This is a genomic window from Paenibacillus sp. KACC 21273, assembly GCF_028736095.1.
Classification (GTDB): Bacteria; Bacillota; Bacilli; order Paenibacillales; family Paenibacillaceae; genus Saccharibacillus; species Saccharibacillus kyungheensis.
Map to the genome: position 1 here is coordinate 1,972,727 of NZ_CP117876.1, position 26,104 is coordinate 1,998,830.

A 26,104-nucleotide genomic window follows, 5' to 3' on the forward strand; every position below is an offset into this window, starting at 1 on the left:
TATTGTTCAAACCACATTATCTATTTAGGTTATCTTGAAAAAAGTGGTGAATATGATGTTGACATTGAGAGAAAAACGAATACGATTAGTTGCTTATTATTTTGTCTTACCTGCTTTTGCTTTTTTTTTACTTTTAAATGCGTACCCTTTAATTACAGTAGTGTGGGATAGTTTTCAATTCAAAAATATGCTCAATGCAACTCAAACGGGTTTTGCTCATTTAGCCAATTATCGAGAAGTATTATCAAATGAATATTTTTTGACTGCATTGCGAAATACAATTATCTGGACGTTATTGTCTGTAACTGGAGAATATATACTTGGTTTAAGTTCAGCTATTGCTTTGAATCAACCTATACGTGGGAGAACATTATTTCGTGGAATCATTATTATACCGTGGGTAGTGCCGATCGTTATCGCAGGGATGACATGGACATGGATGCTTGCACCTGATTATGGCGTAATTAACTATTGGTTGATCCAATTAGGCGTCATTGATCAACCGTACTATTGGTTAGGAGAAATGAATACTGCTTTATTCACTATCGTTTTTGTAAACATATGGAGAAGCTTTCCTTTCTTTACAATCAGCTTATTAGCTGGATTACAAACTGTATCCAAAGAAGTGATGGAAGCAGCAGCTATTGATGGTGCAGGCATCCGCGTGCGCTTTTTTTATATCGTATTACCACAATTAAAAACGATATCGTTAACCCTTATTTTTGTACATTTAATTTGGACAGCTATCAACTTCGACTTTATATGGATTATGACACAAGGTGGCCCATTGTATTCTTCAGAGACGTTGCCGATTCAGATTTATCGCTATGCGATGGAAGATTATAACTTTGGAAATGCTTCGGCATTATCTTCTATGATGCTTGGAGTAATGATGACAGCATTTATTATGTATTATGTGATCAATAGTCGTAAATCTAAAAACTAGACTATAGGTAAGGAGTAGATAGATATGCTTATAAGCAAACGGAAACAATGGATAGTACAAAGTATTACTTATATTGTACTCATCGGATTTTCTTTCTATTGTTTGTTTCCATTCTTATGGATGGTAGTGACTTCATTAAAACCTGATAATGAGATTCGTACATTAACACCCAGTTTTTTGATTCAGCATCCTACAATAGAACACTTTATTAATGTATTAACAAGTTCTAGCTTTTTAACCTTTTTCAAAAATAGTGTGTATGTTTCTTTAGTGGTAACAGCAGCTTCGTTGATCATTTCTATTTTTGCAGGATATGCGTTAAGTCGATTTGTTCGCTTTCGTGGTGTGAAGTTGTTTGGGGTAGCGATGTTACTCTCACAGATGATTCCAGGAGTGTTATTATTAATTCCTTTATACCTCACCATGAAAGAACTGCATTTAATTAATACGTATAGTTCGCTTATATTGGCGTACACAACATTTACAGTGCCATTATGTACATTTATGATGAAAGGTTTTTTTGACTCGATTCCAATTGATATGGAAGAGTCTGCCGAAATCGATGGTTGCACACGAGTAGGTACTATTTTTCGGATTTTGTTACCTGTGTCATTACCCAGTCTAGTCTCTACAAGTATGTTCGGGTTTTTGAATTCATGGAATGAATTTATGTTCGGATTCGTATTTATTAATGATGAACAGCACCGTACACTAACACCGGGAATATACTTATTTAAAGGATTGTATCAGACCGATTGGGGTAGCATGATGGCTTCTTCTGTATTGAGCGTACTTCCTGTAGTTATTATGTTTTTATTTCTACAGCGTTTCCTTGTAGAAGGTATGACAGCAGGTGCAGTAAAAGGTTAGCTATAACGCAATGACAAAAATAATGAACTAGGAGCCTACTTTATGTTTTTACAACCAACTCAATGGTTAGAAATTGAAGAAAATGGTATTCATATATTAATTGAAATTACTGAAGACCAAGATGTACGACTATTGTATATTGGGACACATGCTTATCCAGAAGCCAAGCAATGGTCTGAAAAAAAGAGAGCAAAATTCAGAATGGTAGAAATACAAGCAAGTGGTGAAAATCACGATGATCATCATGGTTCTAAGCACACCGGTACATTACCTGCTAAAAGACTTCGTTTACAGCAGATAGAAGATATGTCTACAGACAAAGGTCGAAAACTTGTATTTCAGATGATAGATGTAAAAACAGATTTAGAAGTAGAAGTTCATATTCAATTTTATAATCAAATTCCAGTAATTCGTTGTTGGACTACTATTACGAATAAAGGAAATCAATCGGTTGGATTAGAATATGTTTCATCGTTTGCGTATACAGGGTTATTGCCCGGCGGGAAGCAACCGAGAGATCAGCGTTATCAATTATCGATTCCACATAATACGTGGTATGGTGAAGTACAATGGCAACACTATACTCTAGCACAGCTTGGATTACATCATGTCAATGAATTTTCGATGAAACGATTGAGTTATCAATCGACAGGAACATGGTCAAGTTCTCAGTATCTACCTTTAGCTTATATCGAAAATAAAGAAACTGGATCAGGTCTAGCATGGCAAATTGAGCACAACGGGTCTTGGCACTGGGAAATAAGTGATATGGTAGACATGTTGTATATTCAGGCGAGCGGACCGACAGAACAAGAACATCAATGGTGGAAAAATCTACAACCAGGTATGAGTTTTACTTCTGTTCCTGTTAGTGTTGCCTTATCAGCAAAAGGTATAGACCAAGCATTAGCCATTTTGACAGATTATCGTCGTGTTATCCGTAGACCTAATAAAGATAATCAACAATTGCCTGTCATTTTTAACGATTATATGAATTGTCTGTTTGGAGAACCGACTACAGAAGCATTGCTTCCTTTAATTGATGCCGCAGCTGAAATAGGATGTGAATATTATTGTATTGATTGTGGTTGGTATTCAGACGGTTATTGGTGGGATGGAGTAGGGGAATGGTTGCCTTCTCAAGCTCGCTTTCCTAATGGAATTGAAGAAGTATTAGCATATATTCGTCAAAAAGGTATGGTGCCAGGATTATGGTTAGAACTTGAAGTGATGGGAGTTGCTTGCGAGTTAGCGGATCAAGTGCCAGCCGAATGGTTTTTCACACGTCATGGACATCGTGTCATTGATCATGCTCGTTATCAGCTTGATTTCCGCCATCCAGAAGTGATTGAGCATGCCAATCGTGTGATTAACCGCTTAGTGAACGAATACAAAGTAGGTTATATCAAAATGGATTATAATATCAATGCAGGTGTAGGCACCGAGTGGCAAGCAGATAGTTTTGGAGATGGATTGTTACAACATAATCAAGCCTATCTTAAATGGCTTGATCAGATCTGGTTACAATATCCTGATCTTGTGATTGAAAACTGTGGTAGTGGTGGATTGAGAATGGATTACGCTTTGCTCAGTAGACATAGTATTCAATCAACAAGTGATCAAACGGATTATCGCAAAAATGCTGTGATTGCAGCTGCATCAGCTTCAGCTGTGACACCAGAGCAAGCTGCTGTCTGGTCTTATCCATTGTGTGATGGACATAGCGAAGAAGTGATTATGAATATGGTTAATACGTTATTATTGCGTATTCATCAAAGTGGACATATAGCAGAAATTCAAGCAGATCATATAGCATTTATTCGTGAAGCTATAACGTATTACAAAACGATTCGTCAACAGTTAGCACAAGGGCAACCATTTTGGCCATTAGGCTTACCTAATTTTGGAGATGATTGGCTTGCCTTTGCCATGAATTGTGATAAGGTCATTTATTTGGCAGTATGGCGTATGACAGGAGAACCAGTACAATCTATACCTTTATCTGATTGGACTAACAAACAACTGCATATAAAACAAGCTTATCCTGCTGTACAAGACAGTACATTTGATTGGAATCCGATTACTGGACTACTCAGTATAGAATTACCTTCAGCATATTCGGCACGTCTTTATGAAATACATGGTATATAGAACGGGTTCATAATTTATTCTGAAAAGCAAAACAAAAAGCCAACTGTCGTTAGGTATGATGTCCTAAAACAGTTGGCTTTTTGCTGATTTTATGAAGTAAGATATGAGTCACTACTATAATAGAAGTGTTTTATACCAGTACCACTTCTTGTGCTTTGTTCAAGTTAGGCAATTCGACAAGAGCGGATAGAACATCTTTGTTAACATCTTTATCAACTGTCAAGATCATAATCGCTTCGCCGCCTTCTTGCTTACGTCCTACTTGCATTGAAGCAATATTGACATCTTTTTGTCCAAGCAATGAACCTACATTACCGATAATACCCGGCTTATCTGTATGAGAGATCAAGATTTGGTGACCGCTTGGCAATACATCGACAGAGTAATCATTGATACGCACGATACGCTCGCCGTAACCTGCTAACAATGTTCCTGCTACACGAGGTTCTTCACCGTTTTGTCCTTTAAGACTCACAGTGATCAAGTTCGTAAAGCCTTTTGTCGATGGAGCGCTTGTAATAATCACATTAAGATCACGTACTTTGGCAAGGTGCATCGAGTTTACAATATTCGCTTCATCACCCATATGACGGGCAAGAATCCCTTTTAGAATATAACGTGTTAATGGTTGTGTATCGACTTCAGATAGATCGCCTGCATAATCAATACGAATTTCTTGAATCGCTTGCGTTGCCATTTGAGCAGCAAAGCTACCTAGTTTCTCACCGAGGGAGAAGTAAGGTTGTAATTTGTTCATCACGCTTGCAGCTACTGGAGGCATATTAACCGCATTTTTGAACGGCTCATCACGTAAAATGTGTAATACTTGTTCGGATACATCAATCGCTACATTTTCCTGTGCTTCAATCGTAGATGCACCTAGATGTGGAGTAACGATAATTTGCGGATGACTCAAAAATGGATGATCAGCTTGAGGAGGTTCGCTTTCGAATACGTCAAAAGCAGCACCTGCAACAATACCATCATTCACAGCAGTGATTAGAGCCGTCTCGTCGATTACACCACCGCGTGCACAGTTAATAATACGCATGCCTTTTTTCATGACCTGGAATTGTGCTGTAGAGATCATATGTTTTGTTTCTGGTGTTAACGGTGTATGTACCGTCATAAAATCAGCATTACGTATAATTTCATCGACACTCGCTAAAGTAACGCCCATTTTATCGGCACGTTCTTGTGTTAAGAAAGGATCATATCCTAGAATCTCCATACCGAATGCTTTGGCACGCTTCGCTACTTCACTACCGATGCGGCCCATACCCAGTACGCCTAATGTTTTGTTACGTAATTCAACCCCGAGGAAAGATTTACGATCCCAAGTACCGCCAATCGTTTTGGCATAAGCTTGAGGGATATGACGAGCAAGAGCCATCATCATCGCAAAAGTATGTTCACAGGTAGTAATGGTGTTACCGTCTGGTGCATTAATCACAATGATACCGCGTTCTGTTGCAGCATTTAGATCAATATTGTCTACGCCTACGCCCGCACGTCCAACGACTTTGAGCTTGGTGGCAGCTTCCATGATTTTTTTGGTTACTGTCGTCTGGCTACGTACAAGTAGAGCATCGTAGTCACCGATAATACCGACTAATTCATCTTCGCTAAGTCCAGTCTGCTTATCCACAATAATATCTTGAGCGTCTACCAATTGTTGAATTCCTAGATCACTGATCGGGTCTGATACCAATACCTTAAACATTATTTCTTTCCTCCTCCAAAATGGTCAGTCTCTGTAAAATAATAAGTTATCATCTATATAAACATTCGTATCTGCTGTCAGCGCTAAAACAGCGATACAATGTTAATATCGTACCTAATTGAATTTGAAAGTTCAATGGGTGAACGCACTACCGCATGAAAGTAAAAATCATACAAAAAAAGCACTCATCCGCACACTACTACTGTAGCAAAGGGACGAGAGCTGTCGTGGTACCACCCTAATTCGCTGTTCTCTCACAAGAATCAGCCTTATGGTCAATGTTTTGACCGGATCGCTAACGGGATCAACCGACTGTACCTACTTGATTTCAATACAGTGACTCAGGATCGCTCAAAGACAACATTTGGCTTACCGGTTTGCACCAACCACCGGCTCTCTGAAAACCATCATGCTACTTTTTTCCTTCATAGACGTTAGAATCATTTAATTTTTCATAATGTAACATGGGTTACATATCATGTCAATACAGCAAAGAGAGAAAGTAATCAGAAAATTTCAAAATGAATTTTACACGAAACGATAATTGTATTCTAACGTAAAGATGTGAGAACAGCCAATCTTGAATAATTAGGAGCAGAGATAGAAGCTTGTATTCAATAAAGTGATATAATAGACCGATACACTATTTTATGCAGCCAAAGGATTGTGATTATGAAAAAAAGCAAGTTCCGTTCATTCAAAATTAAACGCGTACAACCTGAACAATTAACCGATAAATTATTATTGATTAATTTGTATTTAACTCAAGGCTTGACCTTGCTTGTTGGACTGATATGGATTTGGTTACAAGGACGCAACCCTTTAACATTATTACAATTGCCAACAGAACTTACTTTTATCGCATGGGGATTAGGACTTGCAGCGCTGATGCTCGTCGTAGATCTATTTATTTCCAAAGTTGTTCCTGAAAATAGTATGGACGATGGCGGAATTAATGAAATGATCTTCAAAAATCGCCCGTTATGGCATATTATTATTATTACACTACTGGTAGGGGTCTGCGAAGAAATATTGTTCCGTGGAGCTATTCAATATGCAGTTGGGCCTTATTGGACCAGCATTATATTTGCAGCTATTCATTTCCGTTACCTACGACATTGGATTCCTACAGCATGGGTATTCGTCAGTAGCTACGCACTTGGGTATATATATATTGAATCCGGAACATTGTGGGCACCTATATTATGTCACTTTGCGATTGACCTGATATCCGGTCTAATTATTTCATTGCGGAGGGAAAAATGAGCGAGCGCCTAAGCAGGTTAGAACGTTATAGTAATACAGCAACACGAGAAAGCAGACAATCGAGTAGAGTAGCCAGATATAGTTCTGGAGAAGAAGGGCTTCTAACAGGAAGTCGTATTCGCTTACCTGCGGGTCGTAAAAAGAATGCTACCAACACTGTTCGTGGAGCTATTAACGAACAAGGAGTGTTGACGCGTTCTAGAACAGGTGAAGTTAGTGAAACAGACGAAGAAGAGAACGAAAAAGATAAAGATTACGTACCTAGAAGTACGATTTATCCATCTCGCAAAATTAAAATTGCCAAGTTTTTTTACGGGTATCTTATTTTCTTATTTGTTGCATTGACGATTATGTTGTTATGGTGGGGGATTAAGCTGTCTGGATTTATGCCGAATTGGTACTGGCTTCAGAATTTAGCGGGTCGTTCAGGTCTATAATAACTAGCTTGGTTATCATTATGAACATGAAAAAAGCAAGGGAACCAGTTATTCAACGGTGCCCTTGCTTTTTATCGTTGTTTAAAGTGAATTAACGCATTTTAGGTTCAATCGCATTTGGATCAACAAAGGTGTAACCTTTGGCTTCAAGCTTGGTCAAAAGTTCATCCAAAGCTTCTACCGTCCAAGGCAATTCATGCATCAAAATAATACTGCCGGAGTGCAATTGATCCATAACGTTCGAAATAACAGCGTCCGGATCTTTTTGATTGACCCAGTCAAGTGAACCTACAGACCAGTTCATATACAGCATATCATGCTTTTTCGCTAATGCATGTACTGTATCGTTGGTAGCACCATTTGGAGCACGTAAAAAGCGCGGTGCTTCATTAATCGTATCTTCAATCAGCTTTTGAGTATCTTCAATTTGCTGAGTTACTTTAGCTTTGGATTCATGTTTAAGTACGATATGATCTTGTGTATGATTACCGATAATACCACCACGATCATGAATTAGCTTCAGCAGTTCAGGATGAGTTTTGATCCGATAGCCATTTACGAAGAAGATCGCTTTGGCATGATGTTTGTCCAATGTATCCATCATACTATTGATCATTTTTTTCTCTTTCGGACCGTCATCAAAAGTCAAAAGAACTACTTTTTTAGGAGTTTCTTTAGATTCTTCGTTAGGTACGATATCATAATTTTTGTTCATATGATATGTATACTCAGCAGGAACGGTAGCTTCAGTATCTTTAGCAGTTGTGCTTTCAGAAGACTGCTCAGGTGTAGTCGCTTCAGTAGAAGTTGTACCCTCGGTTGCTGGTGTGGTAGCTGTTTCGCTACTTTCTGGCGTTGTTGCAGGTGTGTTACTGGTACTTTGTTCGGTAGTGGCGGCAGGTGTCTCTGTAGTGGATGCTGGAGCTTGATTGCTACAAGCAGACAACATAATTACAGATAACAACAACCAACTTGCTGTTTTTTTTAACATACATTCACGCTCTTTTCTGTCTGAATTGTTAGAAAATAAAATCAATCAAAAGCACGGTGGAGCAAAATTCCGCATATGTAAATTAAATCCTTAAAGCATACGTAAGGTCAACCATAAATATGTAACGATAAGTTACAATATAGCCATAAATAGCAGTCGACCTTAAATGCACAAACTATCTTTTAAACCAAAAGGGGAAGAAATGAAACAAATTCCGAAAAAAAGATTGACAATACGTATTATTCTTATTCAGGCGTTTTAGTGCGTGCATTTAAGGATAATAAATGGTAACATACCTAATATAGCATTGCTATATCTATCATCGATATAAATAGGCAGTGACATAACCTGTATTCTACGATGGTTATGACCTATGTTTTCCAAGGGGGATCCTATTATGAAAATAGAACGACTAAGCTCAGACAAAATACGGATTTTCCTTACGTTTGATGATCTTACTGAGCGTGGAATTCAAAAAGAAGACATGTGGCAGGAAATTCCAAAAGTCCATGATCTTTTTACCGAAATGATGGATCAAGCTTATAGCGAGCTTGGATTTGATGCTACCGGTCCTCTTGCAGTCGAAGTATTTGCACTTCCTGCGCAAGGAATGGTTGTTATCGTGACGCGTGGCAAGTATGACCAACACTTGGGCACGATCAATGAAGAAGATATGGCTGACGAAATATATGAAATGGAAGTTACGCTAGAAGAAACTGATTTTATTGCGTATTCTTTCAAAGATTTTGAAGTTCTTATCGAAGCAGCTCATACTCTCTCCAAAAATGTCACTGAAGCCGGACGGCTGTACCATTATAAAGATAAATGGATTTTGACTATGGATCCTGCGGATGTTGATTTGACCAAACACGCCGCTTTGATCGCGGTATTAGCTGAATTTGGCGATACCACATCGTTAACGGAAGCAGTATTAGAAGAATACGGAAAAGTTGTTATGGCTGAAAATGCAATTGCGACAATCTGTGAACATTTTGATCGTAACGACTAAGTCCAATATAAAGGCACCTCAGGTATATCCTTCATCTTCATAGCGTGAACCGACCGGAAGGAGTTCCTAATATTATGATTTGGCACAACGTCGGACTGGGTTTACGCAAGAATGGAGGGAGAATATCGAGTGTCTTTATTTTCGATCATGATGGCAGCAATAGCTCCGGGTATTGCTCTGTTGATCTATTTTTACCTCAAGGACAGATATGAACCAGAACCACTCCATTTGGTTATCAAATTCTTTTTCTTAGGCGTGGCGATTGTATTCCCGCTTATGATTATACAACGGGCTATGGTGCTTGGATTAGGCGATAGTCCTTATGTGTTTTCCTTTCTGACTTCAGCAGGTGTAGAAGAATTTGCCAAATGGTTTATTATCTATCATATTTTGTACAATCATACAGAGTTTGACGAGCCTTATGATGGAATACTGTATACAGTAGCGCTATCACTAGGATTTGCAACTTTGGAAAATGTGTTATACGCCTTATATAACTCGATGTCAGTCATGTCGTTATTGTTACGGGGATTGCTTCCTGTTTCAGGACATGCGCTCTTTGGAGTGATCATGGGTGATTATATTGGTAAAGCCAAATTTACTACCACCAAACGCAAACGTAATATATTCCTTGCTTTAGGATTAATTCTTCCTATTTTCTGGCATGGATTATATGATCTGATTTTGCATATGATGAGTCAATATTGGTTATGGTACATTATCCCGTTGATGATCGTTCTCTGGTATGGAGGAATGAGTAAGATCACCCGAGCGAGCAACCGTTCACCTTTCCGCTTTATCAAACGTGAGGAAGAAGTTAATTTGTAATATTGTCATCAAAAGCAATCCACGAATCTGTAGCTATAGTACAGAAAAGTGTGATTGCTTTTTTTTGTCTAAAATAGCAATTTATGAAGTATCATTTATACAACAAGATGGTATAATTCGTATAACTATATGATCATAAAGAATTAAGGCAGAAATATAGAAAAAGTATAGAAATGGTTAGATATTGTTCAAGGGGGAAGAAAGGATGTCAGTGAAGTCAGGTGACATGATTTATTTTCAATTTCAAGCGGTAGAAGGAGATCAGACAGAGATATATCAATCGATTGTAGGACGAGCGGATAACGATTCATTATATATCGGCCCATTAAGTCATAAAAAATCTTCTTCTGGCAAAAAGTTAACGTTGGGCGAAGAGTTGTATGCTTATTATTTAATCGACAACGAAATCAAACATTATTTCAGTACTATTGTAACAGGCTTCGATTCCACCTCTTCCTTGAGTCGTATTCGCAAACCTCTTCAAGAAGAAATTTCAGTCGTTCAAAGACGGCAATATCTACGAGTCAAAGCACAAATAGAAGTAGCAGTCAAAAAAGAAGATCATCGATTTGTAGCTATCACTGATAATGTAAGCGCTGGCGGTTTATCATTTACAACAGATGTAATGAACAAAGTGCAAAAAAATGATGTTTTAGAATGCTGGTTATTGATCCATATGAAAAATGGAAAGATCGATCATATTCCATTAACAGCGAAAGTAATGAATGTGCTTGACTCCACATCACTTACACCAAGATATTTATTAGAATATACAGTGATATCGGAAACCGATCGGCAAAAAATGATCCGCTATTGTTTTGAACGCCAATTCGATTTTAGAGTGTTGTAAATGACTCGGGGTTTTTGCATGTTATATAGGACTGTGGTATAATTTGCTTGTCGCAGGCAATGCCTGCTTTTTTAGCGAGTTGTAGTATGAAGGTTGAGGGGGATTCCCGATTGGTACGCCAAGCATTAGAATATAGCGGGAAAATGAACATTGCGATTGACGGTCCTGCTGGGGCTGGTAAAAGTACAATAGCCCGATTAGTGGCTAAACGTCTCGGTTACGTATATGTGGACACCGGTGCAATGTACAGAGCAGTAACATGGCATATGCTACAGCGAAATATCGATCCAGAAAATACTGTAGAAGTGCTTCAAGAGGCGAAGAATCTGGTGATTGAATTGATACCGGATGAACATGGACAAAAAGTTCTAGCTAATGAAGTAGACGTTACAGCAGATATTCGTAGTCTTGCCGTAAACCGGATTGTGTCACGATATGCGCAAATCGAGGGGCTGAGAGTGAAGCTTGCAACTTTACAGCGGCAAATGGCTTTGCGCAAAGGCGTTGTAATGGATGGACGCGATATCGGTACTCATGTGCTTCCGGATGCAGAAGTAAAAGTATTTATGACTGCTACTGTCCAAGAGCGAGCAAGACGAAGATTTGCAGAAATGGATGGTTCGGAAAGTATTACATTAGAGCAACTTGAACGTGAAATTGCAGCGCGCGATCAATTGGATGAACAGCGTGAATTTTCTCCGCTCGTTTGTGCAGAAGACGCAACAGTGCTGGATACGACTTCGATGTCTATCGAAGAAGTTGTTGAGAGTATTATTGCAATGGCACAGAGTGTGCAGTCAGGGAGAGTCTGATTCATGGTATACACCATTTGTAGTACGATTCTACGCATTTTGTATATGTTTTTATTTAGGCTAAAAGCTGTAGGCAAAGAGCATGTTCCCGAGCAAGGTGGAGTATTACTTTGTTCTAATCATATTAGTAATTTGGATCCACCTACTGTAGGCATTATGCTGAATCGTAAAGTTCGCTTTATGGCTAAGGAAGAGTTATTCAAAGTTCCTGTTTTGGGACCTTTGATTAGACAACTTGGTGCTTATCCTGTCAAACGTGGCGGTGTAAGTAAAGAATCGATCAAAACATCTCTTCTGATTTTACGTGAAGGCGGTGTATTGGGGATTTTTCCTGAAGGTAGTCGTAATGCAGGGGATGCTGCTGCCAAAAATGGTGCTGCAAGCTTTGCACTACGAACAGATGCGGCTGTCGTGCCTGTAGCGATTGTAGGTCATTACAAGCTATTTGGCAAAACAAAAGTAGTCTATGGGCCACCTATTAATCTTGATGATTATCGAGGTAAAGGGGCAATAGGTACTGTAGATGAAGCGACAGACAAAATCATGCTAGCTATACGCCAATTAATTCAAGAAAATCAATAATGTTTAATGATGTTTTGAACTCTGCATTTTGCGGGTTTAAATAAATGGGGTTTGAATTGAGGAGGGTATTGACATGTCGGAAGAAAATAATAACCAAGAAACTACCGAAGTTACAAACCAGGAGGCGCTTGATCAGTTCGTCTCACTGAACAAAGGTGACACTGTCACAGGAACGATCGTCAAAATTGAAGATAACCAAGCTTATGTAAGCATCGGATATAAATATGACGGTATCATTCCGATCCGTGAACTTTCTTCACTACAAGTAGACAATGCTGCTGCAGCTGTTGAAGTAGGACAAGAAGTAGAATGTAAAGTTGTAAGTATCGACGATGAGAAAGAGAAATTGGTTCTTTCCAAACGTGCGATTGACAGCGAAAATGCTTGGGAAGTTCTTGAAAAGAATTTCGAATCAGGCGAAGTATTTGAAGTGACTGTATCAGACGTGGTTAAAGGTGGCGTAGTTGCTGATGTTGGCGTACGCGGTTTTATCCCGGCTTCTATGGTAGAACGTCATTTCGTAGAAGATTTCAGCGATTACAAAGGACGCACTTTGCGCGTTAAAGTAAAAGAATTGGATCGCGAAAACAACAAAGTCATTCTTTCACAAAAAGATGTTTTGGAAGCTGAATACGAAGCTAACAAACACACAGTGATGGAAAGTCTTAAAGAAGGACAAGAATTGACAGGTACAGTACAACGCTTGACTCAATTCGGTGCTTTTGTAGACGTTGGCGGCGTAGACGGTTTGGTTCACGTATCTGAGATTGCTTGGAATCACGTAGACAAACCATCTGATGTATTGTCTGAAGGCGACGAAGTTAAAGTAAAAGTACTTCGTGTTGACCCTGAAAAAGGTAAAATCAGCTTGAGTATCAAAGCTGCTCAACCAGGACCTTGGGATTCAGCTTCTGACAAATTCAACATCGGTGATATCGTTACTGGTGAAGTAAAACGTCTTGTGAACTTCGGTGCTTTCGTTGAGATCGCTCCAGGAGTAGAAGGTTTGGTTCATATTTCCCAGATCTCTCACAAACACATTGGTACTCCACAAGAAGTTCTTGAAGAAGGACAAACGGTTTCTGTTAAAGTACTTGATGTGAACACAGAAGAAAAACGTGTTAGCTTGAGTATCAAAGAAACAGAAGAAGCTCCTGCGCAATCTGCTAAACCAGAACGCAGCAACAACCGTGGCGACAGAGCTCCTAAACAAGAAGAATTAAACAACCCTAACGTATCTTTAAGCAACCAAGGATTGAGCATCACTCTTGGCGAACGTTTCGGTGACAAACTAAGCAAATTCAAGTGATTACGAGCGAGTGATTTTCTCGCTCGGTAAACGTCAATGTTCTAATGACGTTTACTCTTTAATCATAAGCGAGTGATTTTCTCGCAAAATAATCTAAATCATAGTACGGGCTTTTTATGGACGGTCCATTGATAGTAAAGCGACCGCCTTTCTAGTAAAAGTCACTCAATCAATCGGCGAATCCGCAATGGATTCGTCGATTATTGCTTTTAAAGGAATAAATGAATCCGTTGTAAAGTTCATCATAATGTTAGCCAAGTGCAATGTTTTTTGCTATGATGAAAAGCGGAAAGAATGAACAGGAGGAATGGATCGTATGGCAAGACCTGTAGTTGCAATCGTAGGCCGCCCGAATGTGGGAAAATCCACAGTATTTAACCGCATGATCGGTGATCGGCTAGCAATTGTCGAAGATAAACCTGGTATTACGCGTGACCGTATCTATGGAACATCTGAATGGAATGGTAAAGCATTCAGTGTTATTGATACCGGAGGTATCGAATTAGATGGGGAAGATATGATGCTGAAGTCGATTCGTATGCAAGCTGAACTTGCAATCGAAGAAGCGGATGTTATCGTATTTATGTGTGATGTCAAAAGCGGATTGACTCAATCTGATGAAGAAGTAGCTGGAATACTATATCGTTCAGGCAAGCCGATTGTTGTTGCGATTAACAAAGTAGATAACATGGGTCGTATGAATGATATTTATGAATTTTATAATTTAGGATTTGGCGATCCGATTGGAATCTCAGGAAGTCATGGTAGTGGTATGGGTGATTTGCTAGATGCGGTTGTCAAAGAATTACCTGAAACGGTTGAAGATGAGTATGGCGACGATGTTATTCGTGTAGCTCTAATCGGTCGTCCAAACGTAGGTAAATCTTCATTGGTGAATGCAATTTTGGGAGAAGAACGTGTTATTGTAAGTAATGTAGCAGGTACGACTCGTGATGCGATTGATACACCTTTTGAACGTGATGGACAACGTTACGTATTGATCGATACAGCAGGTATGCGTAAGCGTGGTAAAGTCTATGAGAATACAGAAAAATACAGTGTAATGCGTGCGATGAAAGCGATTGAACGTGCAGATGTTGTATTAACTGTAATCAATGGTGAAGAAGGTATTATCGACCAGGACAAACACGTAGCTGGATATGCACATGATGCAGGTAAAGCAGCTATATTTGTAGTCAATAAATGGGATGTTGTTGAAAAAGATGACAAAACGATGCGTCAATTCGAATCGAATATTCGCGATCATTTCTTATTTATGAGTTATGCTCCTGTTGTATTTTTGTCTGCATTGACCAAACAACGTGTTCACAAATTGTTACCGGTTGTACAACAAGTTGCTGAACAACATGCATTGCGTATTCCTACTCATTTATTAAATGATGTAGTATCTGATGCAATTGCTATTAATCCTCCACCTACAGATAAAGGAAAACGGATGCGTATTAACTATGTAACTCAAGTTGCAGTTAAGCCACCAACCGTTATCGTATTTGTAAATGAACCTGAAATGATGCACTTTTCGTACGAACGTTATTTGGAAAATAAAATTCGAGCGGCATTTGACTTTATCGGTACGCCGATTCGAATATTTACACGTCGAAAATCAGCATCAGATAATTAAGGAGAGAAGCATGTGATTTTATCAGTCGTGGCTATTATTATTAGTTATCTGATTGGTTCGATCAGCTTTAGTGTACTTATTGCTAAATGGCTGAAAGGAATCGATATCCGTGATCACGGAAGCGGCAACGCCGGAGCAACCAATACATTGCGCGTACTAGGCAAAGGACCTGCTATATTTGTACTTTTGTTAGATGCGCTCAAAGGTGTGGCAGCTATATGGCTTGGCGTTTGGTTCAGTATCGGGTTATCAGGACATACCATGTACTGGGTTCCTGCTTTGTGCGGAATAGCTGCTATTTTAGGGCATAACTGGCCGATTTATTTCCGTTTTCGCGGAGGTAAAGGAATTGCGACAACAATTGGCGTGTTGGCAACATTATGTATTGTGCCCACATTAATTGCAGGTGTATTTGCGATTGCATCGATTGTTATTACTCGTTATGTATCTTTAGGATCGTTAATTTTTGTAACGTTAACACCTATTGTTTTACTGATTCAGGGTTACTCTGCACCGATCATTACAGTGAGTATTATCATTTGGTTGCTTGCAGTATGGCGGCATCAGACGAATATTGTCAAAATATTCAAAGGCACTGAAAATAAAATCGGATCCAAAGCGGACAAGGGAGGAAACAAAGTTGTCTGAAAAAGTGACCGTTCTAGTAGCTGGTAGTTGGGGAACTGCGCTTGCTTCTGTTCTTGCAGACAATGGTCTACAAGTGACAATATGGGCACGCAGTGAAGAGCAAGTTGCCGAGATTAATCAACAGCACACCAATACAAAGTATTTGCCAGATGCAGTTCTGTCCACTCAAATTACAGCAACTTCTGATCTTGCTGCTGCTATGGATGGAACAAAAGCAGTTGTGATTGTGGCACCTTCCAAAGCGATGCGTCAAGTATGTAGCGATCTTAAACCATATTACCATGCTGATATGCTCTGTATTCATGCTACCAAAGGATTCGAAACGAAGACACTCAAACGTATGTCTACTGTCATCAGCGAAGAACTGGACTGTCTAGAGTCAGATGTAGTGGTCTTGTCTGGTCCTAGTCATGCGGAAGAAGTGGTTAAGCGTCTACCGACTACGGTAGTTGTCGCTTCTCACAATGCCAAAGCGGCAGCAGCGGCACAATCTTTATTTATGAATGAAGAATATTTCCGGGTGTATACGAATCTGGATCTGGTCGGAGTAGAGCTTGCCGGTGCACTTAAAAATATTATTGCATTGGGAGCCGGTATGGTAGATGGTCTTGGATTTGGTGATAATGCCAAAGCGGCTTTACTTACCCGCGGACTGGCTGAAATGGTACGTGTTGGTAGTGAAATGGGTGCTAATCCGTTGACCTTTTCTGGACTTGCAGGTATTGGCGACTTAATGGTAACTGCAAGCAGTCAACACAGTCGTAACTGGAGAGCTGGCTATATGTTAGGTCAAGGCAAATCACTGGATGAAGTGATGGCTTCGATGAATATGGTAGTTGAAGGTGTACGCACTACAGAAGCAGCACGTGATATTTCGCTAAAATACAATGTACAAATGCCGATCGCAGAGCAGTTGTATCATGTGTTATTTGAGCAAAGTGATCCTCGTACAGCCGTCGAGACACTTATGGGACGCAATCCCAAAAATGAAATGGAAGTCATGAAGCTAGAAACATGGCAACAATGGCATTCCTAATAAAGAAATAGGCAGGAACGATGGGGTATCAATAATCCTTTCGTTCTTTTTGCACAGGAAGGAGTAGGAAATCATGGTGGAAACGCAGCAGCAGGTACAGCAGAAAAAAGAGCTGATACCATCTCTGGAGCAGCTTGTTCGTCTGCTTCAACCGTTGGAGGAGCAATCTCCCTGGTTGCTTGGTGGAAGCTGTGGTCTTTTACTACATGGTGTGAAGTTAGATAAAGCTCCACGCGATATAGATCTTTATACAGATGAGATTCGAATAGAACATATTCATGGACAGTTAGCTAGTAAGTTGCCTGTGTTAGATTATCCGGTACTTGACGAGACAAGAACATATCGCTCGACACTTAGTCATTATCAGTTAGATGCGTACACTGTCGAATTAGTCGGGGGATTTGAAGTACGGGCGAGAGAATCGTATTATCGTGTACATGTAGAGCCTGTTCTTTATCCTGCTGCTCCTGTATATACGCTAGAGGCTGGAAATGTTCATTTGATGCCATTAGCACATGAATTGATTTTTAATCTATTACGTGATCGACCAGATCGCTATGAGCCGATTAGTGAACGAATACGTGAGAACTCTCAGGATCATGCATTACTTATCGAGCAGATGATACAACATAATGGATTTCATCCTCAATTTAGACAACGTATCCTTCGATTAGCTGGAATAGAACGGTAAAAGGAGAAAACAATGTCCAGAACAGACAAAGCTCAAGTCACCTTTTTGCCATCCGGTAAATCTATTCAGGTCAATACAGGAACAACAGTGCTGACAGCGGCACGCAAAGCAGGAGTTCATATTGCAGTGCGTTGTGACGGCAAAGCTGCTTGTTTGATGTGCAAAGTGAATACCCCTTATCCTTATGATGATGAAGGTCATTTGTGTATTTCAGCCGCAGAGCCAGCCGAATCACGTAAATTAGGAAGTTCCATAGGACAAGGTGTACGATTATCCTGTCAGGCTAGAGTACTTGGTGATTTGACAGTGGAAGTGCCCGAAGATCGACTAAAAGCCGCAATTCGCAAACAAATGGAGCAACAAAACGAAGATCTGAGTGATTGGTAGACAAAAAAGCGCAAAATGCTTGAAATTAAAGGGTGAGTATATTACTATAGGTTTGTTCCGCCTTCTGCGCTCTATAGGCAGCAGGTGATATTTTCGAAAATTCCGCGGTGTTTACTTATATTTCGTGCAAACGAAAAACCAAGCAGCAAGTGGAGCAATCGATATAAATACTTTGGGAGGTGAAATATATGAACAAATCCGAATTGATCGCGCAAGTATCAGAAACGACTGATTTGCCGAAAAAAGACGTAACTAAAGCAGTGGATGCTGTTTTTGAAGCTATCGCTGGTGCACTACAAAGTGGTGATAAAGTACAATTGGTTGGATTTGGTAACTTCGAAGTTCGTGAGCGTTCTGCACGTAAAGGACGTAACCCACAAACAGGTGAAGAGATCGATATCGCAGCTAGCAAAATCCCGGCTTTTAAACCTGGTAAAGCATTGAAAGATGGAATTAAATAAGTTATTACATATTCCATGTGCAGGAAAGACCGTGACGATCATGTTCACGGTCTTTTCCATATCTGATCTACGTTAAATACGAAAAGGGGATAACATTTATGGAATCACCGGACAACCATTATACAAATAGTGACTATATTGTGATCAAGGCGAAAGACAACGGAGTACAGGTAATCGGTCTAACTCGCGGACGCGATACTCGTTTTCATCATACAGAGAAGTTGGATAAAGGCGAAATCATGGTCGTTCAATTTACAGAGAATACATCAGCGATTAAAGTACGTGGCAAAGCAGAAGTGATGACCAAGCATGGCTCTATGAATACAGAAGATTGATATATGTTATGGTTGATCGCAAATAAACAATCTACCTAAATACTGGCTTCCTCATGTTTAATAGTTGATTAAGGTTGAGGAAACCAGTATTTTTCTATGCCATCGATTGACTTACAAATCTTCACTAGCCCTGTCTTGTCAAAAAAACATATGGTATAATGAACTGAAATGGCTTAAAAGTTATGTTTTAGGCTATACTATGTTTGTGAAAATAAAGACTTGCACTATAAAGGCGTCGGAGGCTGAGATGAAACCATACCGTTTGTTGGAAACATCCCGAAAATACACAGAATACGATATGATTCAAAAGCATACAGGAGTTCCCGAGTTTCCAGACACTCGTGTACATTTACTTCATGCCTTTTTGAATATGACAGATCATGATGAAAGTGTCTCACATCGTGGAGAATTATTCCCACTTGTAGCAGGTATTGTGCAGATGGCAATGGATACTCATGATATGATCGATACACTGGCTGTCCATCAGGAAGAAGAAGCGATGCGTTCTCGACAGTTGAATGTATTAGCAGGAGACTTTTTCAGTAGCCGCTTTTACGAGTTGTTAGCCAAAGCTGGCGAGATTGAGATGATTTCTTTGCTTAGCGCGGCAATCTGCGAAACGAACCGTCTTAAAATGAATTTATATCATGATGTTCAAAGTAAACACTTTACTGCTGAGCAATATGTGCAGTCGCTTACACAGCTTAAAATGGAGCTGTTTATTTTGTTTACACCGTATATTTCTACAGAAGTATCTTCATTGTGGCAAGCGTTGTTAACTGATTTTAGCCGCGCTGAGATTCTGGCTAACGAATTAACACGTCTACATGGAGAACAAGGTCCATTTGGCAGCTTTGCTTTGTATCAGGTACTTGAGCATGTACAAGCACAGACTAAAGAGCATCTAGTGAGTGATCACGTAACAGTACAACAATGGAATGAATGGGATCAGACTTATCAGATCACTGCACATCTTCGTTCAGAGCTAAGCAGTGTATTAGCGGATATCTCACAACGTCTAGAACAAGCAGGTCATGCGGAGTTGCAGACTGAAGTATTACAGTTAACGGAATCTTATCAAGCATTAGTGTTGAATCAAGAGCAATAATGTTAGTGCGAAAGCAGAATATTGCCAGAGTACCTATTTTAAAATGAGGTGATTGTATCGTGACCAAACCAGAAGCTGTCAAACCGAAAGAGCAATTCGTACAATCCGTTTTTGAGTCGATTGCTCCAAAATACGATATGATGAACGATTTGCTTAGTTTCCGTCGCCACAAAGCATGGCGCAAATTTACAATGAAAAAAATGAATGTACAACCAGGCAGTTCAGCACTGGATGTATGTTGTGGAACATGTGATTGGACACTCAGTATTGCTGAAGCTAGCGGTACCGGTCAAATCAAAGGGCTGGATTTCAGTCCAAATATGTTACAAGTCGGTCAGAACAAAATCAATCGTGATGGCTGGAGAGATAATATTACACTTACTCAAGGGAATGCAATGGATCTTCCATACGAAGATAATTCTTTTGATTATGTAACGATAGGATTCGGACTACGTAATGTGCCAGATCTGGTACAAGTGTTAAAAGAAATGCAGCGTGTGGTAAAGCCTGGCGGTATGGTTGTTTGTTTAGAACTATCCAAACCAACATGGCAACCGTTTAAAGGGCTGTATTATTTTTATTTCCAAAACTTATTGCCACTTATGGGCAAACTTGTAGCCAAACATTACGAGCAATACAAATGGCTGCCTGATTCACTCAAGCTGTTCCCGGGACGTGCAGAACTGGCGCAAATATTCCGAGATGTTGGGCTAGATAATGTTCAGGCGTACCCCTTAACAGGCGGTATTGCGGCACTTCATATTGGGATCAAGGAGAAGTAGAATGTTTAAGAAATTTAAAGTGTTTTTAGAAATGATTAAAATAGAGCATACGCTGTTTGCGTTGCCTTTTGCTTTTATGGGAACCATTTTAGGATCGTATGTAATCAATGGTCACTTGCCTTCATGGACACAGATTGGTTGGATTTTGCTAGCGATGATTGGTGCGCGTACAGCTGCAATGAGTCTTAACCGTCTAATTGATCAGGTGTTTGATGGTAAAAATCCACGTACAATGATGCGTGCGATTCCAGCTGGTCTTTTGCGTTCAAGCGAAGTTGTACTATTTACACTAATTTCGTTAGTTATCTTTTTCTGGGCAGTAACACAATTAGATCCGTTAGCATTAAAATTATTACCGATTGCTATCTTTATGCTTGTGATCTATTCCTATACCAAACGTTTTACTTGGCTGTGTCATGTCGTGCTTGGTATGACGCTAGGTCTAGCACCACTTGGTGGTTGGATAGCGGTAACCGGTCAATTTAGCTGGACAGCGATTGTATTTTATATTGCGATTACGTTTTGGACAGCAGGTTTTGATGTGATTTATGCTTGTGCGGATGAAGAATTTGACCGTGAAGAAGGATTATATTCGATCCCAAGTCGCTTCGGAATTGCTAAAGCACTTAAAATTGCACAAGGATTTCATGTGATTACAGCAATCGGTCTAATTGCGATTGGCGTTATGGCTGGACTGGGCTGGTGGTATTTTATCGGTGCTGTGATCGCACTGGCTATTTTGTTCTATCAGCATTATATTTTGACACCAAAAGATTTAAGCCGTCTACAAACATCCTTTTTCACCTTAAATAGTACACTTAGTCTGATCGTATTTGTATTTACATTGATCGATCTGGTGGTGAAACAGTGGTGGTAAATTCTACAGAACATACAGCGAAACAACGCTATATTGTAGGAATTACAGGAGCTAGTGGTTCTATATACGGTATTCGATTAACCGAGGTGTTGTTATCCCTCGGTTATACTGTTCATTTAGTGATCTCGAATGCGGGTTGGCGCGTACTTAAAGAAGAGATGGACTGGGAAGCGTCTAGCAGAGAAGAAATGTTAGAGCAATATTTTGGTAAATGGTCAGAACAATTGGTATATCACTCCTTTTCTGATATCGGAGCAACGATTGCTAGCGGTTCTTTTCGGGTTAAAGCGATGATCATTGTTCCTTGTTCGATGGGGACTCTTGCTAATATTGCAGGTGGGATGTCAGCGAACTTAATGACACGAGCAGCAGATGTTGTGCTTAAAGAGGAGCGTAAATTGGTTATAGTACCAAGAGAGACTCCACTTCAAGCGATACATTTAGAAAATATGTTAAAACTAGCACGTATGGGCGTGAGTATTGTTCCGGCTATGCCTGCTTTTTATTATCGTCCCAAAACATTGGATGATACGGTCGACTTCATGGTTGGCAAGGTGCTCGATATTCTGGACATCGAACATCAATTATTTGAACGATGGGGGAATGGTCGTGAAAAGTTTTGAACAACCTTTCAAAATTGGTAAAATAGAATATACAAACGATTGGCCGGTGTATCATCATTTTGATCCGTCGGCTCTATCCTTGCCCGCAGAGATTCATAGCGATCTTCCTGCTAACTTGAATCGGGGTTTGTTAGAAGAAACATTGTATCTTACACCGGTGTCTTCATTTGCTTATGGTACGCGCTCGTCTGATTTCTGGTTATTGCCTGATCTATCTGTGAGTGCTAAAAATGCAGTCGGATCGATTCTTCTGTTTTCCAGAAAGCCAATTGCAGAACTGGGAAATGGAACGATCGCGCTGACTAATACGTCAGCTACTTCTATCAATCTTCTCAAAATTATTCTGAATAAGCGTTATCACCTTACGCCAGAATACATTTCGATGGACCCGAGCTTGGATGAAATGATGGAACAAGCGGATGCAGCTTTATTGATCGGTGATCATGCGATTGCCGCCGCGCAAAAAGATACAGGTTATATCGTGACTGATCTAGGACAAGAATGGAAGTCATGGACAGGGCTAAGTATGACATTTGCTGTATGGGCTGTTAACAAACAATTTGCAGCTACATATCCTGAATTTGTAACCGAAACAGCACAGCAATTGGTAAAAAGTAAACAGCGTTCTATCGCCGATCTGAATCCAGTGATTCAAGAAGCTCAGCAAAAAATGGGTGGCGATCATGCGTATTGGAAACACTATTTTCAGCAATTATGGTATGATTTTGGAGAAGCAGAGCAAAAAGGTTTAGCATTGTATTTTCAATATGCATATGAGCTTGGATTGCTAGATCATGAAGTACACATGGAATTATGGACTGACAATACACTAACACGGGTGAACGAATGAAACTACTGGATATTTTCGGGACACTAAAAAAAGACATGAATGTGATAGAACGACAGCTTAGTCATAGTATAGACAGTGAACATCCTCTATTAAATGAAACATCACTTCATTTGCTCAAAGCGGGAGGCAAACGGCTTCGTCCCGCTTTTGTGTTGCTTGGAGGCAAGTATGGTACGTACGATCTGGATCGTCTAAGCAATGTAGCCGTTGCTTTGGAATTGATTCATATGGCTTCACTTGTACATGATGATGTAATTGATGATGCAGACACACGTCGCGGTCAACCGACCGTCAAATCCAAATGGGATAACCGGATTGCCATGTACACAGGCGATTATATTTATGCCAAAGCATTGATGATTGTAGCACGTTTGGAAAATCCGCAAATTCATCAAGTATTATCGAAAGCGATGGTACAGATGTCTATTGGTGAGATGGAACAGATTAGAGACTTTTTCAATACAGGACAAAGTATTCGTCGTTATTTACTACGGATTCGTCGCAAAACAGCGCTATTGATCGCAATTAGTTGTCAATTGGGTGGAATTGCTGCTAATGCGCCCAAAGAAATCACGCGTGAATTATACCGATACGGTTATAACGTCGGTATGGCTTTTCAGATTCGTGATGATGTGCTGGATCTCTGCGGCACTGAGAAACAACTAGGTAAGCCACCTGGTAGCGATCTGCGCCAAGGGAATATTACGATTCCTGTTTTGTATGCACTTCAAGATGAATCACGTAGAGAGCCGTTACTGGCAGAGATTACAAGAATCCATAATGCTAATGGCGAGACAGATGTCACTACAGCAGTACGCATGGTACGTGAAAGTCAGGGAATACAAGAAGCTGAATTATTAGCGGATCGTTATATTCAAAAAGCGATGCATGCGCTTAGTCAGTTGCCAGCAGGTAGAACGCAAAAGCACTTGCAAGAGATTGCTAAATTTGTAGCTAATCGTTCACATTAATCTACAACAATGTTCGACAATTTTATGTTTTATTGCAGAATATAGAAGATTGTGCAAAATAAAATGCTTGGCTATACGTAAAATATTTACTAATTGCTAATAGAGTGGGATCATACGGTCGATATATACATTACAAAGCATATTGAATAGCGGTTCAAATCACTATTTTGTCCAAATATTCGATATGTCCAGTAATGTATACCGTTCAGGTTTGAGTACAATCAGAAAATGTCGAAAATTGCTATGAAACGCTTCCTTTCTGTAAACAGTGGTTTCTGTTAGAATACACAGGTGGGCATCATTACCAACTATGCCCAGTAGCAGATCACATTGTAGATAATGGGAGAGTGAACCAATGGAACGCACATTTTTGATGATTAAACCTGATGGTGTGCAGCGGGGGTTAATAGGACGCATTGTCAGTCGTTTGGAGGACAAAGGCTTTAAGCTGGTAGGTGGCAAGTTCGTAACCGCAACAGAGGAACAGGCAAAGCGTCATTATGCAGAGCACGAAGGCAAAGCATTCTATGATGGTTTGATCAGCTTTATTACTTCAGGTCCGGTGTTCGCTATGGTCTGGGAAGGTGATGATATTATCACAATCTCTCGCATGGTTATCGGCAAAACAAAAGTAACTGAAGCACAACCTGGAACGATTCGTGGTGACTTTGCTAATCATACTCCACTCAATCTGATTCACGGTTCCGATTCAGTTGAAAGTGCTGAACGGGAGATTGCTAATTTTTTTGACGAGAACGAATTAAGCGTTTACGACAAAAATATTTCAGCATGGATCTAAACATACCCTCGCATGGACTGCACTTATAATGATGATCAAGGAAGTGATCCCATGCTTATTAATGATACTATTCATTCAGACCCGGACTATGTAGGTTTTATAAAAAAAGTAAAAGATAATACTGGAATCGATTTGTCTCAATACAAAGAAGCTCAAATGAAGCGTCGTCTGACAACATTACGTACCAAAAATGGATTTTCTACATTTAGCGCGTTTTTCGATGCAATGTTGAAAGACAAAACGTTATTTTATGAATTTTTGGATCGTATGACGATCAACGTATCTGAATTTTGGCGTAACCCGAACCGTTGGGAAGTATTGCGTGATTCGATTTTACCGCAATTGCAAAAAAACAACGGTAAAAACTTAAAAGTATGGAGCGCAGCTTGTTCTACAGGTGAAGAGCCATATACATTGTCGATGATCCTGTCTGACAAAAATCTTTTATCCAGTACTACTTTACATGCTACGGATATTGATGACGGTGCATTGGAAAAAGCTAAAAAAGGAATGTATTTGGAACGTTCATTAAAAGATGTTCCTGCTGATGTTGCCAAACGCCATTTTACAGCAGATGGTCACATGTTCCATATTAGTGACTCGCTGAAAAAAGCGGTAAATTTCCGTAAAGGTAACCTACTGACCGATACGTTTGAAACAGGATACGATCTAATCGTATGTCGCAATGTGATGATTTATTTTACAGAAGAAGCCAAAAACATGCTGTATCATAAATTCGCAAACAGTCTGCGTCCTGGTGGAGTATTATTTGTAGGCAGTACGGAGCAGATTTTTTCTCCGGCACAATATGGGTTCGAGACATCGGAAACATTCTTTTATTACAAAAAAGGCTGATTTTCGCTTGATCTGTAATAAAAAGTGCACATGACTGAGGCTAGAAATACGCGATACTTATTCATGTATAGACTCATTTTCTAGATCTAATCTAAAGAGAATCTATGCAATCCATTTAAATAAAAACACGCTGCTGGTATCGTCTCTGACGAAAAGGTGGCGTGTTTTTTATGATAAATAGCTAGTAACAATAGATTACATCAATGTTTTACCCTTTCTTGTCAAACCAATAGATGCTGTACTATAATAAGCAAAGATAATTACG

At 39.7% G+C, this 26,104-nt stretch carries 28 protein-coding genes and 1 other annotated feature; of the genes, 26 read left to right on the forward strand and 2 right to left on the reverse strand.

What is annotated here, in order from left to right:
- The first annotated feature begins 55 nt into the window (after positions 1 to 55).
- From PQ460_RS08950 to PQ460_RS08960, 3 genes are read left to right on the forward strand one after another with little or no spacing between them, the layout of a single operon-like run.
- Positions 56 to 946 (forward strand): carbohydrate ABC transporter permease, encoded by an 891-nt coding sequence (locus PQ460_RS08950; RefSeq protein WP_274172402.1) that lies wholly within the window; start codon positions 56 to 58, stop codon positions 944 to 946.
- Positions 947 to 970: 24 nt separating this feature from the next.
- Positions 971 to 1,816 carry a carbohydrate ABC transporter permease gene (locus PQ460_RS08955; protein ID WP_274172403.1) on the forward strand — a complete coding sequence of 282 codons (846 nt, stop codon included), beginning with the start codon at positions 971 to 973 and terminating at the stop codon, positions 1,814 to 1,816.
- 42 nt (positions 1,817 to 1,858) lie between these two features.
- Positions 1,859 to 3,967, forward strand: a complete 2,109-nt coding sequence (locus PQ460_RS08960; RefSeq protein WP_274172404.1) for an alpha-galactosidase — start codon at positions 1,859 to 1,861, stop codon at positions 3,965 to 3,967.
- Positions 3,968 to 4,097: 130 nt separating this feature from the next.
- Here the strand turns inward: PQ460_RS08960 and serA are convergent, their stop codons facing one another.
- Complete coding sequence (gene serA / locus PQ460_RS08965; protein ID WP_274172405.1) at positions 4,098 to 5,690, reverse strand: phosphoglycerate dehydrogenase; 1,593 nt, start codon at positions 5,688 to 5,690, stop codon at positions 4,098 to 4,100.
- A gap of 208 nt (positions 5,691 to 5,898) precedes the next feature.
- Positions 5,899 to 6,128: a binding site (T-box leader), on the reverse strand.
- A gap of 234 nt (positions 6,129 to 6,362) precedes the next feature.
- Here serA and PQ460_RS08970 point away from each other — a divergent pair.
- Positions 6,363 to 6,956 carry a type II CAAX endopeptidase family protein gene (locus tag PQ460_RS08970; RefSeq protein WP_204823489.1) on the forward strand — a complete coding sequence of 198 codons (594 nt, stop codon included), beginning with the start codon at positions 6,363 to 6,365 and terminating at the stop codon, positions 6,954 to 6,956.
- Entirely contained in the window at positions 6,953 to 7,393 is a 441-nt protein-coding gene (locus PQ460_RS08975; RefSeq protein WP_273612881.1) for a hypothetical protein, read from the forward strand. The genes PQ460_RS08970 and PQ460_RS08975 overlap by 4 nt, the downstream gene beginning before the upstream one ends.
- A gap of 91 nt (positions 7,394 to 7,484) precedes the next feature.
- Here the strand turns inward: PQ460_RS08975 and PQ460_RS08980 are convergent, their stop codons facing one another.
- Positions 7,485 to 8,384, reverse strand: a complete 900-nt coding sequence (locus tag PQ460_RS08980; RefSeq protein ID WP_274172406.1) for a polysaccharide deacetylase family protein — start codon at positions 8,382 to 8,384, stop codon at positions 7,485 to 7,487.
- Positions 8,385 to 8,781: 397 nt separating this feature from the next.
- Here PQ460_RS08980 and PQ460_RS08985 point away from each other — a divergent pair, with 397 nt between their 5' ends.
- The 21 genes from PQ460_RS08985 (at position 8,782) to PQ460_RS09085 (ending at position 25,839) form a co-directional block, all read left to right on the forward strand.
- Positions 8,782 to 9,393 carry a genetic competence negative regulator gene (locus PQ460_RS08985; protein WP_069327899.1) on the forward strand — a complete coding sequence of 204 codons (612 nt, stop codon included), beginning with the start codon at positions 8,782 to 8,784 and terminating at the stop codon, positions 9,391 to 9,393.
- 129 nt (positions 9,394 to 9,522) lie between these two features.
- Complete coding sequence (gene prsW / locus PQ460_RS08990) at positions 9,523 to 10,221, forward strand: glutamic-type intramembrane protease PrsW (protein ID WP_204823492.1); 699 nt, start codon at positions 9,523 to 9,525, stop codon at positions 10,219 to 10,221.
- 205 nt (positions 10,222 to 10,426) lie between these two features.
- On the forward strand, positions 10,427 to 11,071 hold the full coding sequence (locus PQ460_RS08995; protein WP_273612879.1) for a flagellar brake protein: 645 nt from the start codon (positions 10,427 to 10,429) through the stop codon (positions 11,069 to 11,071).
- 110 nt (positions 11,072 to 11,181) lie between these two features.
- Entirely contained in the window at positions 11,182 to 11,883 is a 702-nt protein-coding gene (cmk, locus tag PQ460_RS09000; protein ID WP_373461972.1) for a (d)CMP kinase, read from the forward strand.
- Between the two features lie 3 nt (positions 11,884 to 11,886).
- Positions 11,887 to 12,465, forward strand: a complete 579-nt coding sequence (locus PQ460_RS09005; RefSeq protein ID WP_204823498.1) for a lysophospholipid acyltransferase family protein — start codon at positions 11,887 to 11,889, stop codon at positions 12,463 to 12,465.
- Between the two features lie 73 nt (positions 12,466 to 12,538).
- On the forward strand, positions 12,539 to 13,774 hold the full coding sequence (gene rpsA, locus PQ460_RS09010) for a 30S ribosomal protein S1 (protein ID WP_204823499.1): 1,236 nt from the start codon (positions 12,539 to 12,541) through the stop codon (positions 13,772 to 13,774).
- A gap of 316 nt (positions 13,775 to 14,090) precedes the next feature.
- Positions 14,091 to 15,416: a ribosome biogenesis GTPase Der gene (gene der, locus PQ460_RS09015; RefSeq protein ID WP_274172408.1), complete on the forward strand. Its 1,326-nt coding sequence runs from the start codon at positions 14,091 to 14,093 to the stop codon at positions 15,414 to 15,416.
- A gap of 12 nt (positions 15,417 to 15,428) precedes the next feature.
- A complete protein-coding gene (gene plsY / locus PQ460_RS09020; RefSeq protein ID WP_273612877.1) occupies positions 15,429 to 16,064 on the forward strand; it encodes a glycerol-3-phosphate 1-O-acyltransferase PlsY in 636 nt (211 codons plus the stop codon).
- On the forward strand, positions 16,057 to 17,100 hold the full coding sequence (locus tag PQ460_RS09025) for an NAD(P)H-dependent glycerol-3-phosphate dehydrogenase (protein WP_274172409.1): 1,044 nt from the start codon (positions 16,057 to 16,059) through the stop codon (positions 17,098 to 17,100). The genes plsY and PQ460_RS09025 overlap by 8 nt, the downstream gene beginning before the upstream one ends.
- Positions 17,101 to 17,173: 73 nt before the next feature.
- On the forward strand, positions 17,174 to 17,791 hold the full coding sequence (locus PQ460_RS09030; RefSeq protein WP_273612875.1) for a hypothetical protein: 618 nt from the start codon (positions 17,174 to 17,176) through the stop codon (positions 17,789 to 17,791).
- A 12-nt stretch (positions 17,792 to 17,803) separates the two neighbouring features.
- Positions 17,804 to 18,178 carry a 2Fe-2S iron-sulfur cluster-binding protein gene (locus tag PQ460_RS09035; protein WP_274172410.1) on the forward strand — a complete coding sequence of 125 codons (375 nt, stop codon included), beginning with the start codon at positions 17,804 to 17,806 and terminating at the stop codon, positions 18,176 to 18,178.
- A 188-nt stretch (positions 18,179 to 18,366) separates the two neighbouring features.
- On the forward strand, positions 18,367 to 18,639 hold the full coding sequence (locus PQ460_RS09040; RefSeq protein WP_069327910.1) for an HU family DNA-binding protein: 273 nt from the start codon (positions 18,367 to 18,369) through the stop codon (positions 18,637 to 18,639).
- 98 nt (positions 18,640 to 18,737) lie between these two features.
- Positions 18,738 to 18,974, forward strand: coding sequence for a trp RNA-binding attenuation protein MtrB (gene mtrB, locus PQ460_RS09045; RefSeq protein ID WP_204823510.1), 237 nt, complete (start codon positions 18,738 to 18,740; stop codon positions 18,972 to 18,974).
- A gap of 247 nt (positions 18,975 to 19,221) precedes the next feature.
- Positions 19,222 to 20,082 carry a heptaprenyl diphosphate synthase component 1 gene (locus PQ460_RS09050; protein WP_274172411.1) on the forward strand — a complete coding sequence of 287 codons (861 nt, stop codon included), beginning with the start codon at positions 19,222 to 19,224 and terminating at the stop codon, positions 20,080 to 20,082.
- A 59-nt stretch (positions 20,083 to 20,141) separates the two neighbouring features.
- Positions 20,142 to 20,864 carry a demethylmenaquinone methyltransferase gene (locus PQ460_RS09055; RefSeq protein WP_273612872.1) on the forward strand — a complete coding sequence of 241 codons (723 nt, stop codon included), beginning with the start codon at positions 20,142 to 20,144 and terminating at the stop codon, positions 20,862 to 20,864.
- A 1-nt stretch (position 20,865) separates the two neighbouring features.
- A complete protein-coding gene (locus PQ460_RS09060) occupies positions 20,866 to 21,741 on the forward strand; it encodes a UbiA-like polyprenyltransferase (protein WP_274172412.1) in 876 nt (291 codons plus the stop codon).
- Entirely contained in the window at positions 21,735 to 22,364 is a 630-nt protein-coding gene (locus PQ460_RS09065) for a UbiX family flavin prenyltransferase (RefSeq protein ID WP_274172904.1), read from the forward strand. The genes PQ460_RS09060 and PQ460_RS09065 overlap by 7 nt, the downstream gene beginning before the upstream one ends.
- A complete protein-coding gene (locus PQ460_RS09070; RefSeq protein WP_274172905.1) occupies positions 22,345 to 23,214 on the forward strand; it encodes a menaquinone biosynthesis protein in 870 nt (289 codons plus the stop codon). The genes PQ460_RS09065 and PQ460_RS09070 overlap by 20 nt, the downstream gene beginning before the upstream one ends.
- Positions 23,211 to 24,185, forward strand: a complete 975-nt coding sequence (locus PQ460_RS09075) for a polyprenyl synthetase family protein (protein ID WP_069327916.1) — start codon at positions 23,211 to 23,213, stop codon at positions 24,183 to 24,185. The genes PQ460_RS09070 and PQ460_RS09075 overlap by 4 nt, the downstream gene beginning before the upstream one ends.
- Before the next feature lie 355 nt (positions 24,186 to 24,540).
- Positions 24,541 to 24,984, forward strand: coding sequence for a nucleoside-diphosphate kinase (gene ndk / locus PQ460_RS09080; RefSeq protein WP_204823516.1), 444 nt, complete (start codon positions 24,541 to 24,543; stop codon positions 24,982 to 24,984).
- Between the two features lie 51 nt (positions 24,985 to 25,035).
- Positions 25,036 to 25,839: a CheR family methyltransferase gene (locus tag PQ460_RS09085; RefSeq protein ID WP_273612868.1), complete on the forward strand. Its 804-nt coding sequence runs from the start codon at positions 25,036 to 25,038 to the stop codon at positions 25,837 to 25,839.
- Positions 25,840 to 26,104 lie beyond the last annotated feature (265 nt).

What these genes read in the sequence shown, in the direction of transcription:
- serA (WP_274172405.1), bottom strand. Translation starts at nt 5,690, where the DNA reads ATGTTTAAGGTATTGGTATCAGACCCGATCAGTGATCTAGGAATTCAA.
- PQ460_RS09040 (WP_069327910.1), top strand. Translation starts at nt 18,367, where the DNA reads ATGAACAAATCCGAATTGATCGCGCAAGTATCAGAAACGACTGATTTG.
- PQ460_RS08975 (WP_273612881.1), top strand. Translation starts at nt 6,953, where the DNA reads ATGAGCGAGCGCCTAAGCAGGTTAGAACGTTATAGTAATACAGCAACA.
- mtrB (WP_204823510.1), top strand. Translation starts at nt 18,738, where the DNA reads ATGGAATCACCGGACAACCATTATACAAATAGTGACTATATTGTGATC.
- PQ460_RS09085 (WP_273612868.1), top strand. Translation starts at nt 25,036, where the DNA reads ATGCTTATTAATGATACTATTCATTCAGACCCGGACTATGTAGGTTTT.
- ndk (WP_204823516.1), top strand. Translation starts at nt 24,541, where the DNA reads ATGGAACGCACATTTTTGATGATTAAACCTGATGGTGTGCAGCGGGGG.
- PQ460_RS09070 (WP_274172905.1), top strand. Translation starts at nt 22,345, where the DNA reads ATGGTCGTGAAAAGTTTTGAACAACCTTTCAAAATTGGTAAAATAGAA.
- PQ460_RS08950 (WP_274172402.1), top strand. Translation starts at nt 56, where the DNA reads ATGTTGACATTGAGAGAAAAACGAATACGATTAGTTGCTTATTATTTT.
- PQ460_RS08960 (WP_274172404.1), top strand. Translation starts at nt 1,859, where the DNA reads ATGTTTTTACAACCAACTCAATGGTTAGAAATTGAAGAAAATGGTATT.
- der (WP_274172408.1), top strand. Translation starts at nt 14,091, where the DNA reads ATGGCAAGACCTGTAGTTGCAATCGTAGGCCGCCCGAATGTGGGAAAA.
- PQ460_RS08985 (WP_069327899.1), top strand. Translation starts at nt 8,782, where the DNA reads ATGAAAATAGAACGACTAAGCTCAGACAAAATACGGATTTTCCTTACG.
- PQ460_RS09035 (WP_274172410.1), top strand. Translation starts at nt 17,804, where the DNA reads ATGTCCAGAACAGACAAAGCTCAAGTCACCTTTTTGCCATCCGGTAAA.
- PQ460_RS09060 (WP_274172412.1), top strand. Translation starts at nt 20,866, where the DNA reads ATGTTTAAGAAATTTAAAGTGTTTTTAGAAATGATTAAAATAGAGCAT.
- PQ460_RS08970 (WP_204823489.1), top strand. Translation starts at nt 6,363, where the DNA reads ATGAAAAAAAGCAAGTTCCGTTCATTCAAAATTAAACGCGTACAACCT.
- PQ460_RS09030 (WP_273612875.1), top strand. Translation starts at nt 17,174, where the DNA reads ATGGTGGAAACGCAGCAGCAGGTACAGCAGAAAAAAGAGCTGATACCA.
- rpsA (WP_204823499.1), top strand. Translation starts at nt 12,539, where the DNA reads ATGTCGGAAGAAAATAATAACCAAGAAACTACCGAAGTTACAAACCAG.
- PQ460_RS09005 (WP_204823498.1), top strand. Translation starts at nt 11,887, where the DNA reads ATGGTATACACCATTTGTAGTACGATTCTACGCATTTTGTATATGTTT.
- PQ460_RS08995 (WP_273612879.1), top strand. Translation starts at nt 10,427, where the DNA reads ATGTCAGTGAAGTCAGGTGACATGATTTATTTTCAATTTCAAGCGGTA.
- PQ460_RS08955 (WP_274172403.1), top strand. Translation starts at nt 971, where the DNA reads ATGCTTATAAGCAAACGGAAACAATGGATAGTACAAAGTATTACTTAT.
- PQ460_RS09075 (WP_069327916.1), top strand. Translation starts at nt 23,211, where the DNA reads ATGAAACTACTGGATATTTTCGGGACACTAAAAAAAGACATGAATGTG.
- PQ460_RS09050 (WP_274172411.1), top strand. Translation starts at nt 19,222, where the DNA reads ATGAAACCATACCGTTTGTTGGAAACATCCCGAAAATACACAGAATAC.
- PQ460_RS08980 (WP_274172406.1), bottom strand. Translation starts at nt 8,384, where the DNA reads ATGTTAAAAAAAACAGCAAGTTGGTTGTTGTTATCTGTAATTATGTTG.